General features: G+C 41.2%; 18 protein-coding genes. 7 read left to right on the top strand and 11 right to left on the bottom strand.

Annotation, left to right across the window (positions count from 1 at the left end; all coding sequences use genetic code 11):
* Window positions 1–22: 22 nt before the first annotated feature.
* A complete protein-coding gene (locus tag AAEZ00_RS12925) occupies window positions 23–964 on the top strand; it encodes a chemotaxis protein CheV (protein ID WP_351088723.1) in 942 nt (313 codons plus the stop codon).
* Window positions 965–998: 34 nt separating this feature from the next.
* Here AAEZ00_RS12925 and AAEZ00_RS12930 read toward each other — a convergent pair whose 3' ends face one another.
* Both AAEZ00_RS12930 and AAEZ00_RS12935 read right to left on the bottom strand, forming a co-directional pair.
* The gene (locus AAEZ00_RS12930) at window positions 999–1652 is read right to left on the bottom strand and encodes a hypothetical protein (RefSeq protein ID WP_351088733.1); all 654 of its coding nucleotides are present in this window, start codon (window positions 1650–1652) and stop codon (window positions 999–1001) included.
* A gap of 68 nt (window positions 1653–1720) precedes the next feature.
* Window positions 1721–2080, bottom strand: a complete 360-nt coding sequence (locus AAEZ00_RS12935; RefSeq protein WP_101030869.1) for a DUF2750 domain-containing protein — start codon at window positions 2078–2080, stop codon at window positions 1721–1723.
* A 513-nt stretch (window positions 2081–2593) separates the two neighbouring features.
* Between AAEZ00_RS12935 and AAEZ00_RS12940 the strand changes: the two genes are divergently transcribed.
* From AAEZ00_RS12940 to AAEZ00_RS12950, 3 genes are all read left to right on the top strand, one after another.
* Window positions 2594–3832, top strand: a complete 1239-nt coding sequence (locus AAEZ00_RS12940; RefSeq protein WP_351088724.1) for a lytic murein transglycosylase — start codon at window positions 2594–2596, stop codon at window positions 3830–3832.
* 84 nt (window positions 3833–3916) lie between these two features.
* On the top strand, window positions 3917–4399 hold the full coding sequence (locus AAEZ00_RS12945; protein WP_124013852.1) for an FKBP-type peptidyl-prolyl cis-trans isomerase: 483 nt from the start codon (window positions 3917–3919) through the stop codon (window positions 4397–4399).
* Between the two features lie 99 nt (window positions 4400–4498).
* The gene (locus tag AAEZ00_RS12950) at window positions 4499–4726 is read left to right on the top strand and encodes a DUF3389 domain-containing protein (protein ID WP_101030875.1); all 228 of its coding nucleotides are present in this window, start codon (window positions 4499–4501) and stop codon (window positions 4724–4726) included.
* A gap of 159 nt (window positions 4727–4885) precedes the next feature.
* On the opposite strand, the gene AAEZ00_RS12955 is transcribed toward AAEZ00_RS12950, so the two are convergent.
* Entirely contained in the window at window positions 4886–5896 is a 1011-nt protein-coding gene (locus AAEZ00_RS12955) for a glutathione S-transferase family protein (RefSeq protein ID WP_351088725.1), read from the bottom strand.
* Between the two features lie 213 nt (window positions 5897–6109).
* Here AAEZ00_RS12955 and AAEZ00_RS12960 point away from each other — a divergent pair, with 213 nt between their 5' ends.
* Both AAEZ00_RS12960 and ushA read left to right on the top strand, forming a co-directional pair.
* Entirely contained in the window at window positions 6110–6778 is a 669-nt protein-coding gene (locus tag AAEZ00_RS12960; protein ID WP_124013849.1) for an alpha/beta hydrolase, read from the top strand.
* Between the two features lie 607 nt (window positions 6779–7385).
* Window positions 7386–9128: a bifunctional UDP-sugar hydrolase/5'-nucleotidase UshA gene (gene ushA, locus AAEZ00_RS12965; protein ID WP_351088726.1), complete on the top strand. Its 1743-nt coding sequence runs from the start codon at window positions 7386–7388 to the stop codon at window positions 9126–9128.
* A gap of 516 nt (window positions 9129–9644) precedes the next feature.
* On the opposite strand, the gene AAEZ00_RS12970 is transcribed toward ushA, so the two are convergent.
* From AAEZ00_RS12970 to ppsR, 8 genes are all read right to left on the bottom strand, one after another.
* A complete protein-coding gene (locus AAEZ00_RS12970; protein ID WP_351088727.1) occupies window positions 9645–10490 on the bottom strand; it encodes a D-hexose-6-phosphate mutarotase in 846 nt (281 codons plus the stop codon).
* Between the two features lie 122 nt (window positions 10491–10612).
* On the bottom strand, window positions 10613–11227 hold the full coding sequence (locus tag AAEZ00_RS12975) for a DUF938 domain-containing protein (RefSeq protein ID WP_101030888.1): 615 nt from the start codon (window positions 11225–11227) through the stop codon (window positions 10613–10615).
* A complete protein-coding gene (locus AAEZ00_RS12980; protein WP_351088734.1) occupies window positions 11227–11889 on the bottom strand; it encodes a response regulator transcription factor in 663 nt (220 codons plus the stop codon). The genes AAEZ00_RS12975 and AAEZ00_RS12980 overlap by 1 nt, the downstream gene beginning before the upstream one ends.
* A gap of 179 nt (window positions 11890–12068) precedes the next feature.
* A complete protein-coding gene (locus tag AAEZ00_RS12985) occupies window positions 12069–12506 on the bottom strand; it encodes an acyl-CoA thioesterase (protein ID WP_101030892.1) in 438 nt (145 codons plus the stop codon).
* Window positions 12507–12725: 219 nt separating this feature from the next.
* Window positions 12726–13265, bottom strand: a complete 540-nt coding sequence (locus AAEZ00_RS12990; protein ID WP_351074455.1) for a SixA phosphatase family protein — start codon at window positions 13263–13265, stop codon at window positions 12726–12728.
* A 4-nt stretch (window positions 13266–13269) separates the two neighbouring features.
* Complete coding sequence (locus tag AAEZ00_RS12995; RefSeq protein WP_351074457.1) at window positions 13270–13986, bottom strand: SIMPL domain-containing protein; 717 nt, start codon at window positions 13984–13986, stop codon at window positions 13270–13272.
* A gap of 527 nt (window positions 13987–14513) precedes the next feature.
* Complete coding sequence (locus AAEZ00_RS13000; protein WP_101030898.1) at window positions 14514–15578, bottom strand: 3-deoxy-7-phosphoheptulonate synthase; 1065 nt, start codon at window positions 15576–15578, stop codon at window positions 14514–14516.
* A gap of 194 nt (window positions 15579–15772) precedes the next feature.
* The gene (ppsR, locus tag AAEZ00_RS13005) at window positions 15773–16585 is read right to left on the bottom strand and encodes a posphoenolpyruvate synthetase regulatory kinase/phosphorylase PpsR (RefSeq protein WP_101030900.1); all 813 of its coding nucleotides are present in this window, start codon (window positions 16583–16585) and stop codon (window positions 15773–15775) included.
* Window positions 16586–16711: 126 nt separating this feature from the next.
* Here ppsR and ppsA point away from each other — a divergent pair, with 126 nt between their 5' ends.
* Window positions 16712–19081, top strand: coding sequence for a phosphoenolpyruvate synthase (gene ppsA, locus AAEZ00_RS13010; protein ID WP_351088735.1), 2370 nt, complete (start codon window positions 16712–16714; stop codon window positions 19079–19081).
* The last annotated feature ends 28 nt before the right edge of the window (window positions 19082–19109 follow it).

A 19109-nucleotide genomic window follows, 5' to 3' on the forward strand; every position in this document is an offset into this window, starting at 1 on the left:
TATATTTAGGTGGAAGTCGTTCATGAAAAAAGTGCTTGATACGGTTGATCAACGAACTAAGTTAGTGGGCGAAAATCGTTTAGAATTATTGTTATTTCGCATTAGTTCAAGTCAATTATTTGCTATTAATGTATTTAAAGTCAAAGAGGTAGTTAACTTACCTCCGTTAAATACAGTGCCTGGTAGCAATCCTAATATTTATGGTGTGGCTAACATCAGAGGGATCTCGATCCCGGTGATTAATTTACGTGAAGCGATTGGTTTTTCACCCATGCCGGTAACCGAAGATAGCAAATTGATTATTACTGAATATAACCGCAGTGTGCAGGGCTTTTTAGTGGGTAATGTCGAGAACATTATTAATATGACGTGGAGTGATATTATGCCGCCACCCAAAACCGCTGGCGGGGATAACTACTTAACGGCGATAACAAGAATTGAAGATCAAGGGCAAGTGCGTTTGGTGTCTATTATTGATGTTGAAAAAGTGTTGGCTGAGATCATCGATTACGATGTGAAATTAACCGATGGGGTGCTCGACGAAACGTTAGCGACGCAAATGCTTGGCCGTAAGGTATTCATCGTTGATGACTCATCTACTGCACGTAAGCAAGTAAGAGATACATTAAGTCAGCTAGGCCTTGAGATTGTTGAGGCGTCAGATGGACTTCAAGCGTTGCAATTACTGCAATCGTGGGCGGATGAAGGTCGTGATGTTGCAAATGAATTATTAATGATGATTACCGATGCAGAAATGCCAGAAATGGATGGCTATAAGTTGACCTTCGAAGTTCGTAATGATCCCAGAATGACATCGTTATTTATTACACTCAATACTTCTCTGAGTGGCAGTTTTAATCAAGCTATGGTGGAAAAAGTCGGCTGTAATGAATTTATCTCTAAATTTCAACCCGATTTATTAGTGCGCGTGGTCCAAGATCGTTTGCGTACTATTATTGGCTAGATATTAACGAGAGACTGGCTAGTCGTTAGGTCGTTTATTGGTCCATATCTTCGATTAACTCATCAAGAATAAGACGTTGATGTCTGGGGGTAACACCAATATTAAGTCGAGCGATTTTAACCGCATGACCAAATTGGGCTTTACCAAGCAGGGTAATGAGCTGCTGTAAAAAGCCACTGTCTAAAGACAAGGTTTGGCTATAGTGGCTAATGGCTTTGGTTAATGAGGTAAATACAATATCGTCAAACTCAAAACCGGTTTGATATTGACTACTATTACCGGCGATTTCCCCCTCGAGTAATACACCGTCAAGACTTAATGGCCAACCCCGAGCATTAATACGACCTTGGGCGATTTGATACATCATCCAAGCACTTTTCTTAAAGCCACCAAAAATCATACAATCAAATTCAGATTCTTTGAGTTCTTGCTCTGTCCAGTTAATGCCAATGGCTAAGTCTTTGCGATATAGGTGCATTAAATTATCTTTTACCGCATCACGACAATCCCAAATAGAGGTCAGCAGATTTTTCTTGGCTAACATATGGCATTCTTTGCAAGCGGGAATGGCTAGAGAGGGATGGGGAGTATGAGTCATTCTATAGTAATCAAAGGTATGGTTACTTGGCTCGTAGCAAAACCAACAAGTGTGTCGTTTGTCAAAAGGAACATCAATCAGAGTAGGCATGGGCACAGTATTATCAATAGGCTGTTCAATGACTCACAGCCTAGGTAGTAAGATTAAATTAACGTCGATTATTCTTGTTCAAAATCAACTAATTCTTTAGCCAGTACGATGGGGTCGATTTCTAGGCATTCTTGCTCTGCTTCCCAGTCAACACCAATTAATACGCCATCATCATTTAAGTCACTTACCCAGTATTCTAAAAATTCAGCTAGAGTGATGGTCACTGCATTGTAGTCAGCCCATTCGTCAGTGCAGTGACTTTTTGCCGCAGTTTCACTTGACCAAAGTGGCATAACATCAGTTTCTTCAAATTCTGATGAGTCACATACAACCCAACCCTCACCGGTTTCATCTTGTAAGCCCCATAAGACTTGATGTTGTTTTACGCTTTCGATAAAGCCTGTTAATGCTGCTGTCTGTTCTGTCATGATAAATCGCTTAAATGAGTGAGAATTAAAGTCATTATACGGACTCAATGAATAAGGAAAAGGCTTAATTAATGAAAATTTTATTATGTGAATTCTCGGTGGATATTTAGAGAGTAAATTCACTTCTTATCTGTTCACTTAACTGGAATGTTGCGCAACACTGGCCAATAGCATGACTGACGGTATCGTTGCTGCATTTCTTATCTTCAGGCAACGTTATGTCACATCATACTCGGCTAAATAGCATACTGAAGCCTGTCTTTGGGGCGAGACTCAGGTATTCAAGTTGTTTAATATCTTAATTTATAATTGTGTCAACATGATACCGCGAACTGAAAAGCTTGAGTGGCACTGAGTGAACATATAATGATTGCTATTGTTATGACCCGTTTTTTTGTTTGTTAATTAAATTTTGCATAAATAAACAGGCTTTAATGATGACAGCTCTTGTTTCCTGATGGGCAATCAGTCACGATATTCATTATTCATTTTGTGCTAATTAAGTGTTGTTTCATGACGAAAAAAAGCCGGGTTCCTGTGTTTGTTGCTTCAATCATTTTATCTTGTACTGTGCTCAGTGCCTGTACGGCTTCGGCAACACCAAAGGTCAGTAATACGGTTGAGCCTGCTGATGACTTTGCCCAATGTGTGGTCAGATTACAGCAAAAAGCCAAGGATGCTGGAATTTCACAAGATATAATTGATACCACTGTGGCTCAGTTAACGTATGTGCCACGAGTGATTGAATTAGACAATCAACAACCAGAATTCACCACGACATTTGGTGATTATTTTGATAAGCGTGTGACCCCTTGGCGAGTTGAGCAAGGTCGAAAATTAATGGCTAAACATCAACCTTTATTAAACACGCTAACAACAAAGTATGGGGTTCCAGGCCAATATATTATGGCCTTTTGGGGGCTTGAAACCAATTTTGGCAGTTACAAAGGCAGCATGTCAGTGCTCGACTCACTGGCAACCTTGGCGTGCGACCCTCGTCGAAGTGATTATTTTACCGGTGAGTTACTACAAGCGCTTAAGCTAAAACAGCAATATCACTTTGATGATAAGAAAATGGTCGGTTCATGGGCAGGTGCGATGGGGCACACTCAATTTATGCCGACCAACTACCGAAAATATGCGGTAGATGGCGATGGCGATGGTATTGCTGATCTGTGGAATAGTACCGATGATGCACTGACGTCAGCGGCAAACTTTTTACAACATCTAGGTTGGAAAGCCGATGAACGATGGGGGCGCGAAGTGTTGTTGCCTGATGATTATCTGTTTTCTTATTTAGGCGGCAAACATGTCTTACCACTCGTTAAATGGCATGAGCTTAATATTACCCAAGCGAATGGTCAGCCGTTATCTACACCAGACATGCAAGCGGCATTATATTTACCGGCAGGACATACAGGGCCAGCCTTCTTAGGTTATGACAACTTTAACGTGATTATGCGTTGGAATCGTTCTGAGTTTTATGCCATTGCGGTGGGCCATTTAGCCGACCGCATTAATGGCGCGTTACCATTAACACGCGCTGTGCCTAAACAAGCAAGATTAAGCCGAGACACGGTAAAAAAATTACAGCAAAAGCTGAATGATGCTGGATTTGATGTCGGTGAGCCAGATGGTATTTTAGGCCGAAATTCAGTGTTAGGTTTGCAAGCCTTTCAACAGAAAAAAGGGCTTGTTGCTGATGGTTTCCCTGACATACAAACATTTACCGCCTTGGGTATTAAACGATAGTGACGAGGTTATTGGCCACTTTTTTGTGGATGCATTAGCACGCTTTTGCTAAGCTTCGGCAAATTTTAGATTTAAGGAACGATAATGAGCATTAAAGACGATATGGTCGTGCAGTTTAATTACTCGCTACGTGATGAAAAAGGCGATGTGATTGAATCAAACGAAGGTCTTGAACCGATTTCATATTTACATGGTCATGACAACATGATGCCAGGTATCGAAGATGCTATTAATGGTAAACAAATTGGCGAGAAGTTCACCATTACGCCTCCTGCTGCCGATACCTATGGTGAACGCCAAGCTGATGCTGAACAACGCGTATCGGTGAAACATCTTGTTGGTGCAAAAGTATGGAAACCTGGCATGGCTGCTGTTGTTAATACTGACGAGGGCAAACGTCAAGTGACCATCATCAAAGTGGGTAAATTTATGGCAACGGTAGATGTGAATCATCCTCTATCAGGACGTGAATTAACCTTCGACATTGAAATTGTCGGTGCTCGTGACGCGTCAGATGAAGAAATTGCTCATGGCCATGCCCATGGTGCAGGTGGTCATCATCACTAATGAGTTTAATTTACTGTTAATGCTAAATTTAGGCGTAAATTAATTGGTGTATAAATCCCAAGTGAAGACTTGGGATTTTTGTTTTTACAGTGAGTTATTATGGTTATTGATTTTTCTTTGGGTAAAATTATTGTTACTGTGCATGAAATTCAGTGCCGGTTTCATGATAGTCAATTGGTGCTCGCTGCATCAGTAGATGATATTAGTTGTTTCCATCAAGGGTTAGTGATTGTAGCCGATGCAGGGACGGTAAGGTGGAGTCTCAAACTCGATAATCCGTCGCAATTAGAGGCGTTACTTAATCACACCGGGATCCACGCGCAATAACGCATCAACATACGCCAATATCAAGCTTGCTGTTTGTATAGCTAACAAGGCGTATTGACGAGTCAATAGCGAGTCTATTGCACGTCAATACAAGGTAGAAAAGGCACAAAGCACTTTTTTATAAGCGTTTATTAGCCTATATGAGGTTAATTAGATTAGTTAAGTTGTCAGATCCGCACGGTTATGTGGTCGTAAATAGTCAATATCTGGTCCAATAGGGACGATTTGAGTTGGATTAATATGTTGATGACTGAAGTAATAATGCTGTTTTATATGGGTCATATTGACCGTTGCGGCAATGCCGGGTTGTTGATATAAATCACGTAAGTAAGCAGAAATATTTGGCATGCTTTCAATGGTATTGCGGTTGGTTTTGAAATGACCGACATAAACGTTGTCAAACCGGATTAATGTGGTGAACAGGCGCCAATCAGCTTCGGTTATGTGCTCACCCAACAAATAGCGTGTTCCTGTTAAGCGTGTTTCAATGGTATCCAATGCCGAAAATAATGCACTGAACGCTTCTTCATAAGCCGCTTGTGAAGTCGCAAAACCGCTACGATACACCCCATTATTTATCTTATCGTAAATGAAGTTATTGAGTTCATCTATCTGCTGTTGCAATGCTTGGGGATAATAATCGAGGTCATTCCCCGTGAGATGATTGAAGGCACTGTTAAACATTCTGATGATTTCAGATGATTCATTACTGACAATGGTGTTGGTTTTTTTGTCCCACAGCAACGGCACCGTGACTCGACCATTATATTGAGGTTTGGCAAACTGATACAGCTGGTACAAAAAATCCTTTTGATACAAAGGATCCGCTTGTGCCCCGGTAATATGTCGGCCAATACGGGATCCATTTGCATTGGCAAATTCCCAGCCATTTTCTCGCATATGGGGTTCAACGACAGTGACATCAATAAGCGCTTGTAATTGCTTTAACTGCCTAAAAATTAGGGTTCGATGTGCCCAAGGGCAGGCAAGTGATACGTACAGATGGTAGCGATTTGCTTCTGCCTTAAAGCCAGCATCTCCTGATGGGCCGGCTTGGCCATTAGCCGTCACCCAATGACGTAATTGAGCATTTTTTCGAACAAAATCACCGTTATTTTCTTCGGTAGCGTACCATTGGTCTACCCAATGGCCATTTTGTAATAAGCCCATTTTAGCTCACCTATTCAAGATATTTTCACTTATGATATAACAACTAAAATCGAATAAAAGATTAAAAAATTGGACTTTTTGTTCGATTAAATGCTGTGGATAGCATTGTAGCGGTATTATTTGTGATGATTAAGCGTGAATAATTCGATGTTAAAAATCAATTAACGTAAGATAGCCAGCAATATTGTTACTGTATTGAAAGGATTAATAAATATGCCTGCTCAGTTAGATAAAATCGTAGTTGAACCGCAATTACCCGCGACGTCTTGTGTTATTTGGTTACATGGATTAGGTGATTCTGGTGCCGGTTTTGCCCCCGTGGTGCCAGTGTTAGGTCTAAATAGTCAGCATAGTATTCGGTTTATTTTCCCCCATGCACCAGAACAAGCGGTGACGATTAATGGCGGTTTTGTGATGCGCTCATGGTACGACATTAAAAGCATGGACTTGCATGAACGCGCCGATATACAAGGCGTTATGGCGTCAGAGCAAGCTATCCGGCAGTTAATAGTTGATCAAATTAACAATGGTATATCTGCCGATAAAATCGTCTTAGCCGGTTTTAGCCAAGGTGGGGTAATGAGTTTGTTTACCGGTCTGCGTTTTGAGCAAAAACTAGCGGGCATTATGGCGTTATCTTGCTACTTACCTGGCGGAGAGAAACTACCTGAGCAATTATCAGCGGCTAACCAAAACACGCCTATTTGGCATAACCACGGTGAGCAAGATGATGTAGTACCCTTATTTGCAGGCAAAATGGCTAATGATGCCTTAAATGCTGCGGGTTACAGCACTTCGTGGAAAACTTACCCAATGCCGCACAGCGTGCTGCCTAATCAACTGGCAGATATAGGTCAATGGTTGCAGCAAGTTTTACGTTAATGTGATCTTAAGCATTTATTTTAAGGTGTTTGTTGTTTTACTTAAAAGACAATCAACCGTTTCTTCTTTTTGAGTAATTATCTACACTAATTTAAAGGCTTAGTTGTTTAAATGCAGCTAAGTCTTTTTTTTTAACGGTTAAAATATCAGTCTGAACATGACACTGTTCTATTTTTGGGACGAAATATGTTGTAACTAATTGTTAATATTGTATAAATTGTCACACTTCGTCATGAAAATGTCACATAACCTTGGCAATGTTTGCTACTATCATGTTGATGAAATTTAGAGTCTGTTGATCTTTCGAGATAAATTTAACGGTTGCTTGTGGTTAATTAAGATAAGCCCATGTTGATGCAGTGTCTTTACTCTGTCTTAACACGGTCTATTGCTGTCGCAGTAAACCACAAATACTGCCCGTTGGGTTCGGCTAAAAATGTTTTACTCTTTGTTGCAAGGTACTGGCTTAGAATGATTAAGCGTTACATCTTGAATCGCAATTAACATTCTTTTATCACGAGCCAATATTTGACCTCGAAAGAAAAACACACTTTCATCAGGTATAAAATAATAAATTATTCAAATTATTCAAATTATGGGGTCTTAAATGAACAAAACAATGTTTAAAGGTTTGCTGGCAACCGCGGTTATTGTTGCATTAACAGGTTGTAACAGTGACGACGATAACACCGCCGTCATTCCGACGACGTGTGCCGAAGCGGGTGCAGATTGTACATTATTTACAGTATTACATACCAATGACAACCATGGCCGCTTCTGGGAAAGCAAGTATGGTGAGTATGGAATGGCGGCACGTAAAACGCTAATTGACCAAATTCGTGCTGAAGTTAGTTCAAACGGCGGCGAAATGCTTTTATTATCTGGCGGCGATATTAACACTGGCGTACCAGAATCGGATTTACTAGATGCACGTCCTGACTTTATTGGTATGAACCTTATCGAGTACGACGCAATGGCTGTGGGTAACCATGAGTTTGATAACCCACTAAGTGTATTGGATATGCAGCGTGAGCTAGCTAACTTCCCAATGCTTGCTGCTAACATCTACAAAACTGAAATTGATAATGATGACAAAGAAACACTAGTTCGTTACTTTGAACCATACAAAATCTTTGAAATCAATGGTCTTAAGATTGCTGTAATCGGTTTAACGACTGAAGATACTGCGACGATTGGTAACCCAGAGTTTGTTAAAGAGCTTACATTCACTAAGCCAGCTGATGAAATTAAGAAAGTGATTGCAGAAATTAAAGCCGCAGGTACTGCAGATTTAATTTTTGCAACTACCCATATGGGCCATTATGCTGATTCACAAAGTGGCTCTAATGCACCCGGTGATGTTGCTCTTGCTCGTGCTGTAACCAAAGGAGACCTAGCTGCTGTCATTGGTGGTCATTCACAGAACCCTGTGTGTATGAGTGCAGATTACCAAACCTATGATGATGCATTTAAGCCAGGTGCAGATTGCCGTCCAGATATGCAAAATGGTACTTATATCATGCAAGCCCACGAGTGGGGCAAGTATGTTGGTCGTGCTGATTTTGAATATTTCGGTGGTGAGCTTCACTTAGCCGATTACAAGCTAGTACCAGTTAACCTCAAAGCGAAAGATGCTGATGGTGTTCGTCAGTTTATAGCTGAAAAAATTACTCCAGATGCGATAGTTCGTGAAATTCTGCGTCCGTATCAAGAAGAGGGTGGAGAAAAACTAAGCGAAGTTATTGGTACTACCGATGGCAAGCTAGAAGGTGACCGTAGTATTGTTCGTAATCAACAGACCAACTTAGGTCATTTGATTGCAGAAGCTCACCGTACAAAAGTGATGGCTGATGTTGCTGTTATGAACTCAGGTGGTGTGCGAGCTTCTATCGAGACAGGTGACATTTCTTATAAAGATGTGCTTACAGTACAGCCATTTGCTAATACTATTACAAAGATCACTATGACTGGAACGCAATTAACTGAGTATCTTAATACCGTAGCGACAGTTAATGTTGGTAGTAAAGGTTCTGGTGGATATCCTCAAATAGTCGGCTTAAAAATGAACGTTGATTGTTCCGCTAAGAAAGTAACAATCAGTGAAGTTAAAGGTAATACATATTCTGCTACTGCAGAATACAGTTTAACCGTTCCTAGTTTCAATGCTGCTGGTGGTGATGGTTATCCTAAGATCTCTCCAGTTATGACTGGTTATGTTGATGCTGAAGTTCTTTATACTTTCATTAAAGCTAAGAAAGATATCTTAGTCTCTGAATTTGCACCAATTGCTGGTAATATTCAGTTCATTAACAGTGAAAGCGTTTTAGCTTGTAAAGATACAACTCAATAAATCCTGTTTTACGTTATTGAAAAAAGCAGCCTTAGGGCTGCTTTTTTATTGTCTTGAAAATATGCTAAGTTTCACACTTGAAACATGCTCGGCGAATTACGTCTTGCTTAGATAACTCGCTAGGGTAAGAGGCGATGGAGGTCGCCGTGATGGCAGGGTAATTGCTTTTAAAGAGTGTTCTATGTAATCGAACGGAGTTAAGCCATTGGCTTTAGCCGTTTCTTAGATGCGTATAAATTAACGCTCGCCTCAGTACCAAGGGTAGTTAAACAGAAAGTTTTTATGCCTATCACAAACGGTTTGACTGCACGTTTAGCATCATTGCCGATATTAAGTCGGCTGTCTTCTATGTAACAGATGAGTGTTGACCTGACGTGGTCTAATTGATCCGACTACCCCAGTTAAGACATAATTAGCTTAACTGGGGATTCAAATGATAAAACGTAAAACTGCGCTGGCTACTTTTTATATACTCATTTTGTAGCGTTAACGCTTGTCATAAACTGTTAAGTGATTTTATTTCCAACCAATATGAGTCGTCAATGTGTGACTCTGTCCTGGGGCTAATAACACGCAATCTTCTAGTACATTAGCCGCTTCTAAACACACCATGGTTAAGTAATCATCGGGATTAAAACGAGATAAACGCACCGACTTATCAATCCAGGGATTCCATAACACGGCAGATTGGCTGTTTTCACGGCTGACCACAATAGTACCATTTTGTGTCTGTAACTCCTGAACATGACCTAACTTGGTATAAACTCTGTCGGTTTCTTGGTCAAATTGAACCATATCGTCATCTTGTTTAAACGGTCCTTCACCAAATTCAATGTATTGTGAACTGCCAAAACCACTTGCTTTAAGTTGGTGAATATCTTCAATGGGAAAATAACTGTGTAATGCTTGAGTAAGCTGTACGTCATAGTGTTCATTATTGGTATTGACCAAACTGACCGATAAGGTTTCGCCTAAGGTGAACAATACCTTTATTTGGCTATCGTGGGGCCAATACTGCTTATCTATTTCACCTGCAGGTAGGGTAAACATTAAATCAACTAATTGATCGCGCATCTTAACGGATTCGAGCGACCAAATTTTATTCCGTGCAAATCCATGTTGCGGAAATCCTAGGGTGTCGCTGATGCCAAACCATGGCCAGCAAATCGGGATCCCCCCCCTTATACCATTACCTGGTTGGTAATCGTCGGCGTTTGATACCCATAATAATGGCTGTTTACCCGCGGGAGTAAATTGATCGATTTGAGCCCCTTGCATAAAAATACGTGCTTGGCAAAGTGCAGTATCGACAGCGACATAATCTAGACCATTGGGATGTCTTTTAGTGGTAACCGAACCCATAAAGAGTGTCCTTGTGTATTGTTGCTCAGAGTAGATAGCTTACAAGGCTTTTTGTCAGTAAGTCACAAATCGTTTTGAATAATGGTGTTGATTACTTGACTACTTGACTAAGATGAAGCTGGTTACTTTATAAAATGTAACATGCGGTTATTAGCGGGCATAGCGATGTCTTCTTGAAGTGTTAACCCTTGTTGAAGCGCTAGTTGGCCGATCCATTCAATGTCGCGGATGCCACTGTGAGGATTATTTTGTTGCAGCAGTAAATTAAATTGTCGATTACTGTCACTGGTAAATTGGCCTTGGTAATTAAACGGACCATATATGACCAGTGAGCCTGAATGAGTCAATACACTGCCGATACCGCCAAAAAACGCTTCAACCATCGTTTGACTCATAATATGCAGGGTATTAGCACTGAATATCGCATCAAGGTGTGGTGTGAATTGTGGCCATGGTTGTGTTACATCTAAAGTGATGGCGGGTTGTAAGTTTGGGGAGGCTTGCAAATTGAGCCGCGTTTGCAGAGTTGGAAGATACTGTTGTTGATCGCTTGGTTGCCAGCGAAGATGGGCAAGGTTTTTTGCAAAATAGACGCTGTGCTGGCCCGTGCCGCTGCCAATTTCGAGTATATGGTGCCTATTGGCAAACCATTTTGCCAATAGGGTTAAGATAGGCTGCTTATTATTGTCACAAGCTTGTGAAAAAGGCAGTTGTTGTAGCGATAATGATTGAGGCATTACAATATATCAATTCTATCCATGGCTAATTGTTGCAATGCTATCACCGCTTGAGTGCGATTGCGAACACCCAGTTTACGAAATATAGCAGTCGCATGTGCTTTGATTGTGGCCTCTGACACCCCAAAATCATAGGCAATTTGTTTGTTGAGTAATCCTTCAGCAAACATCTGTAACACCCGATATTGTTGTGGAGTTAAATCAGACAATCGGTTGGCCATTTTGTCAGTCGGATCATCAGAAACGGGGATAATTTGAGTGCCTTTGGGTAACCAGATATCACCATATAACACTGCATTTAACGCTTCAGTCAATGACTCCATCGAAGCCGACTTAGGGATAAATCCACTACTGCCATAATGTACTGATCGGCTTATGGTATTGATGTCTTCATGGGCAGAGATCACCACCACGGGGATATCAGGATAATGCGTTCTAAGGTGGATAATTGTTGAGTAACCGTGTGAACCCGGCATTTGTAGGTCAAGTAAGATTAAGTCAAATGGCTTCTCTTTTTCATCAAGAACCCTTTGTAATGCTTCGGCACTATCAGCCTCAAACCATTGCGTTTGTTCAAATGTATTACTCAATGCTAGCCTTAAGGCATTACGGAATAATGGATGGTCATCTGCAATGATGATGTTTAAATTTTCGAGCTTCATGGCATTTTTTATTCTATGTTGCACGCGAAGATAACTCAATGTAACAGAAAAGTAATCGAGTATTCTATTGCTTTATGTCACATTGTGGTTTTTTTTTGAATAAAAACAGTACAAAGATAAATTTTAGTTGAGTGAATAAAATAGAAATGCAGCCATTAGGCTGCATTAGAAAGGGCATATTAATTGTGCGGCCACACTTGGGTTGGGTTTCTGTTTTCATCTACCGCAACAAAAGTAAACACTCCGCGTATCGCATGTTCACGATGATCCTTGTACATGTCTTCGACATAAATATTCACTTCAACTTTAAGTGATGTATTACCAACATGGATAACATTTGCAATCAGCTCAGCCAAGCTGCCAGCGGGTATCGCTTTTTTAAAATCGATACGATCAGAACTGACGGTAACTAAAGTTTTACGACAAAAACGGGTGGCGGCGATAAAAGCCGTTTCATCCATCCAAGCTAAAGCATCGCCACCAAATAAGGTGTTATGGTGATTGGTATTAGAGGGAAAAATAGCCTTTATAACGCGCGCTTCTGATTGAGCAATCCGTGCTGCAATATCATCAGGGAAATCGGTTTGGGTTTGTGCGGGGTTTTGAGTAAGGGACATACAACTACCTAATGTTATGCAGATTAACAAAGAATTAAGCGAAAAAAGCGGCGCATTATACTGTATTGCGTTTAGCCATGTCGATGTCACTGTGCCAATTGAGCTTAATAGAGCCCGTTTATTAGCCCTTCAGTGACCTGGCCACCGCATGATTGGCACTGCAGGTGACATGGCTTAGTCTTTAGTATTTTGTATTAGTATTGACCTTACATTTACCCATTAATAACGCAGTAAAACACAGGAGACCATTTGTTTATTTTGATTGAGCGTCACAATATACAGACGATCAAACTCACTCGCATCATCGATAGGACGTTGTTTTTCTGCGCTGAGTCGTTCAACTAAATCTGTCGACGTATTACTGTGACCAACCACTAAAATATTTCCTTGTTGAGTTAATAGTTGTTGAGTGAATACGGCCATATCGCGAGGGTCATAAATACTCAGATTGAGTTGCTGATCTTGGCTGACGGCAGTCGCAGTTTCACGGGTACGATTATAGTCAGTGGTGAACACCTTAGTTAGCGGTGTACTGGATAACACCTTCGCTAAGCGTAACGCCCGTAATTGACCTTGTGCGGACAAACTCGGATCTTTACCATCCAGTTTTTCAGCATGTCTGACAATAAAAATAACTTGATGGTTTTTTGGGGCCGTGGCGGGATGATTAAGTTCAACCGATGCGGGAGCATTCGCCATTAATGGAGCACACATTAGGCTCATTAAACCGATTAGAAAAGAGGTGAATAATTGCTTCATGTTGTTAATCCGCTAAATAATATTCGATGGTTGATACTACGCGTACCTGTTTAATATAAGGCGTGTTTTTATCACGATTACTGATACTGAATTGCCCCTGAGTGGCTTTCTTAATTTTACCTAATCGACTTTGCGAGTCGGAAGCAAATTTTTTGGCGACTGAACGCGCATTGGTTGTCGACTCTTCAATCATTTTGGGTTTAACGTCATTTAATCTGCTAAAAATATATTCAACTTGGGCATCATAGTTATTTTGAGAAAAGACAATACCCATTTTACCCAGTTCAGTTAATTTGGGCATCACAGCGCGTACTTTTTCGATGTCGTTAGAATAGACTGTAATCGTTTGTGACCCCGTGTAGCGTAATTCTATCGGTTGATTTCCACCATATTGTTGCGCCAACTTATCGGTAATCGTGGGCGCGGTGAGCGTAACTTCTTTTGGGGCAACATTTAGCTCGGCTAAAAAGCTAACGACTTGGTTGCTTTGGACTTCAAGCTGTTTGTAGAGTTCATCGAGATTATTATTGGCCGCAGTAAATTGAATAGGCCAAATGACGATGTCGGCAGGATATTCATTTTCTGCTAAGCCTTTTACCGTGACACTTCGATCGAGTAACTTATATTCAATAATAGCTTGTTTAAGTAATACGCCTAGTGTGCCGAGACCCAGCGCAATCAATATGCCAAAAATAGCAGCACTACGAGACGAACTTTGCATAACAACATCCTTATCAATAGGGGGAGTGTGTGGAATGATGACATTGGGTTTTTAGCTAACGCGATTATCTGTTAATAATTGTCCACGGTTATTAAACATCATTATTTACGTTAAAGATAAGCGTTATCGACAATATTAAGCCTCCAAATTAATGACAATCATAATCGAATATGTGCTGAATGTTGGTTTTATGGATTATTTTTAATCCTAGTGTTAGCAAATACAACCTTCAGTCGGTCACTCAGTGGCGTGGCTTGAGTCAATTAATCCGTTACGCTCAAGCATACAATAGGAGGTTCAGCAATGCGTTGCGTACATTATCCTTGCGCCACTTGCCACTTGTCATTTATCCCTGTCTGAGGACGTTATTGATCGTAATAAATTGAATTAATTATATAAAAATGCCAACCATAAATGGCTGGCATTAGGAAACAACTATATAAAGTATTGATAATAGTATAGCCGTTATACAAAGAGGATCGTAATTGGCTTTTTATTGTGTTCGTCGCTAGCCTGTGACGTGACCGCTATTTTGCCAGTAAGGCTTTACGTTCTTTCGACGCTTGGGCTAAATCGCGTAACAGCTTTTCAGAATCGGCCCAATGTAAACAGGCATCGGTAATACTTTGTCCGTAAACTAATGGTTGGCCTTTAACCACTTTTTGGTTGCCCTCAATCATAAAGCTTTCAGCCATGATACCGGCTATCGCAGTGCTTCCATTACGCAGTTGCGCCATGATGCTATCGGCAACCTTCAATTGGTTTTGATGTTGTTTCTCACTGTTACCGTGGCTAAAATCTACCACCATACGTTGAGTCACGCCCACTTGCTCTAATTGAGCGCGAGCTACTTCAATATCTTCTGCACTATAGTTAGGTGTTTTACCACCCCGTAAAATAATGTGGCCAAATGGGTTGCCATGAGTACGGTAAACTGCCATCGCACCATCTTTATCCGGAGAATAAAAAATGTGAGGCGCTTGAGCAGCGCGCACCGCATCAACAGCGATATTAATGTTACCGTCAGTACCATTTTTAAAGCCGACTGGGCATGATAGCGCTGAAGCCATTTCACGGTGAATTTGGCTTTCAGTGGTACGTGCCCCAATAGCACCCCAGGTAATAAGATCTGCAATGTATTGACCGTTAACCATGTCTAAAAACTCCGTAGCGATAGGGAGTTTTAATTCGGTAATCTGTTGCAGCAGTTCACGTGCGATGCGTAAGCCTTTATTTGGGCTAAAGCTGCCGTCTAAGTCTGGATCTGAAATTAAGCCTTTCCAGCCCACAATCGTACGTGGTTTTTCAAAGTAGACTCGCATTACAATGCACAAATCATCTTTTAGCTCATGGTGTAATGCGGATAAGCGCTCTGCATATTCGAGTGCCGCTTTAGTGTCATGGATTGAGCAAGGGCCAATAATCACCAATAAGCGCTGATCTTCGCCTGCAATAATCGCTTCAACTTCTCGGCGCTGGGCAACAAGATAGTCAGCAGCATCTTGAGTCAAAGGGTATTCTGATGCCAGCTGAGCGGGTGAAATGACTTTGCTTAAAAGGGTAGTTCGTAGTTCATCTGTTTTAATTGTCATGCATATTACCGAGAAATCGTGAGATGCATCTGCATCATATTGCCCGAGATTATATACCCAAAGAAGTTCAACATGCGAGGCTTAGCCTCGGATTCTAGTGGCTAAAAAACAGATTGCCGTAAAAGACTCACCCGAATCAAGCTAGTGAACTCGGGTTTAAAAGCCTTTTTACAGTGCTTTTTATTGTTTATAAATTAGAACATGTGGCGATCTAAACCGGTTATGTCGATAATTTTTGTGGCAATTTCTTCTACGGAATGATTGGTCGTATTCACAAAAGGAATACGCTCTTTTTTATACATCATCTCGACTTCTTTTACTTCAAGTCGGCACTGTCTTAATGATGAATAGCGACTGTTTTCCATGCGGCTTTGACGAATTTCATGTAAACGATGTGGGTCTATTGTTAGGCCAAATAATTTTGATTTATTACGTTTCAATGCTTCAGGTAACTTGAGATCATCCATGTCATCTTCAGTAAATGGGTAGTTTGCAGCTTTAATACCAAACTGCATTGACAGATATAAGCTTGAGGGTGTTTTGCCGCAACGCGACACCCCTAATAAAATGATATCGGCTTTATCCATGTGTTTCATGGTCTGACCGTCATCATTTTCCATGGTGTAGTTAATCGCATCGATACGGGTTTCATAACCGTGGTTACTTTTACCATGGGTTCGGTGCAATAAAGGTTTAGCTTGTATACCTAAGTGTTGTTCTAATGGCGCAACAAAGGTGTTCAAAAAGTCATAATCGACACATTCACTTGAAAATATAACATTGCGAATTTCAGGATTAATGATTGAGTGAAACACAAGTGGTCTAACGCCTGTTGTAATAAAACAATCATTTATTTGTTGCTTAACTTTTTGAGCGCGCACAACCGTTTCCACAAAAGGAATTGTAAGTGCTTCAAATTCTAAAGGAAACTGCGAAAGTACCGCATGACCAAAAACCTCTGCTGTGATCGCGGTCCCATCTGAAATATAGAATACTTTTGGTGTCATTGTGACCTCTTGTAGTAATAAAATTACAAATAAAATTATAGATTTACGCTTGTTGTGTGGGAGTGTAAGATGCTATTGCCCTTATGTGAAGTGGCCACTGAAATAAAAACTTGCGGAGATAAAACTGTGCAGCAATATGTACTCTGGTATCAAGAATTAGGCATGGGTGATGTTAACAAGGTTGGCGGAAAAAATGCATCCCTTGGAGAGATGATCAGCAATTTGGCCAACGCAGGAGTTCAGGTCCCTGGCGGCTTTGCAACAACTTCTCATGCGTTCAATGAGTTCCTTGAACAAAGTGGAGTTAACCAGAAAATTTTTGACATTCTGGCAACATTGGATGTTGATGATGTTACTGAGCTGGCAAAAGTAGGTGCGCAGATCAGACAATGGGTTATCGACACCCCATTTCAGCCAGCATTAGAAGTTGCCATTCGCGAAGCTTACGAGCAGTTGTCGAGCGAAACTCAAGAAGCGTCATTTGCAGTGCGTTCATCAGCGACAGCTGAAGATATGCCAGATGCGTCTTTTGCCGGCCAACAAGAAACATTCTTAAACGTTAAAGGGTTTGATGCTGTCATGCTGGCTGTTAAGCATGTTTATGCCTCACTGTTTAACGACCGTGCAATTTCTTATCGTGTTCATCAAGGTTACGAACATCAAGGCGTTGCTTTATCTGCTGGCGTACAACGTATGGTCCGTTCAGACAAAGCCGCTTCTGGTGTCATGTTCACCATGGACACTGAATCAGGTAACAATGACGTTGTCTTTATCACTTCATCTTTTGGTTTAGGTGAAATGGTTGTACAAGGCGCGGTTAACCCTGACGAATTCTATGTACACAAACCTATTTTAGCGCAAGGTCATCAGGCTGTTGTGCGTCGAAATATTGGTAGTAAGTTGATTCAGATGGTCTACTCTGATGATGCTGCACATGGCAAGCAAGTTAAAATTGAAGATGTTGCTGCTGAACAACGTCGTATATTCTCTATTAATGATGAAGAAGTCATGGAGCTTGCTAAGCAAGCTGTGATTATTGAAAAGCATTATGGCCGTGCGATGGATATCGAATGGGCAAAAGACGGTAACGACGGTAAGTTGTATATCGTTCAAGCTCGTCCAGAAACGGTCCGTAGCCGTGAAGATGTCCAGTTAATTGAACGTTTCCACTTGAAAACTAGGGGTGACGTAATTTGTGAAGGCCGTGCTATTGGTCATAAGATTGGTACCGGTGTGGCTAAGGTATTAACTTCGATTGATGAGATGGACCAAATTCAACCTGGTGATGTATTAGTCACTGACATGACAGACCCTGATTGGGAACCTATCATGAAGCGCGCGAGCGCGATTGTGACTAACCGTGGCGGCCGTACTTGCCATGCTGCGATCATTGCACGCGAATTAGGTGTACCTGCTGTTGTGGGTTGTGGTGATGTCACTGACCGTATTAAAACGGGCGACATTGTCACGGTATCTTGCGCTGAAGGCGATACTGGCTTAATTTATTCAGGTAAACAAGACTTTGAAATCATCACTAACCGTGTTGATACATTACCTGATTTACCGATGAAAATTATGATGAACGTCGGTAATCCTGACCGTGCATTCGACTTTGCTCGTTTACCTAACGAAGGTGTCGGTTTAGCGCGTTTAGAGTTCATCATTAACCGCATGATTGGTATTCACCCTAAAGCCTTGCTTGATTTCAACGGTCAAACTGCTGAACTGCAAACTGAAATCAATGAGATGATCGCTGGTTATGATTCTCCCGTTGAATTCTATATTGCACGTCTGGTTGAAGGTATTGCCACTATCGCATCGGCGTTCTATCCGAAGAAAGTGATCGTACGTATGTCAGACTTTAAGTCTAACGAGTATGCAAACTTAGTCGGTGGTGATCGCTACGAGCCAGATGAAGAAAACCCAATGTTGGGCTTTCGCGGTGCCAGCCGTTATATCTCTGAATCATTCCGCGATTGTTTCGCGCTTGAATGTGAAGCGATTAAACGCGTTCGTAAGCAAATGGGCTTAACCAACGTTGAAGTGATGATCCCATTTGTGCGTACTGTTAATGAAGCTGCTCAAGTGATTGAATTGCTTAAAGAACAAGGTTTAGAGCGCGGTAAAGACGGTTTACGCGTCATTATGATGTGCGAATTACCGTCAAACGCACTATTAGCTGACCAATTCCTTGAACATTTCGATGGTTTCTCTATCGGTTCAAACGACTTAACGCAGTTAACATTAGGGCTTGATCGTGACTCTGGTATTATCAGCCACTTGTTTGATGAGCGTAATGATGCGGTTAAAGCATTATTAGCCATGGCAATTAAAGCGGCTAAAGCCAAAGGTGCTTATGTGGGCATTTGTGGTCAAGGCCCATCAGACCATCCCGATTTTGCGGCATGGTTAGTAGAGCAAGGTATTGATTCTGTTTCTCTTAACCCAGATACAGTGATTGACACTTGGTTATATTTAGCTGAAGCACACTCATAAATAAGCATAAAAAATACAGTTTGATTTA

It is taken from the genome of Shewanella sp. S1-49-MNA-CIBAN-0167 (genome assembly GCF_040310145.1).
Taxonomy (GTDB): domain Bacteria; phylum Pseudomonadota; class Gammaproteobacteria; order Enterobacterales; family Shewanellaceae; genus Shewanella; species Shewanella psychromarinicola.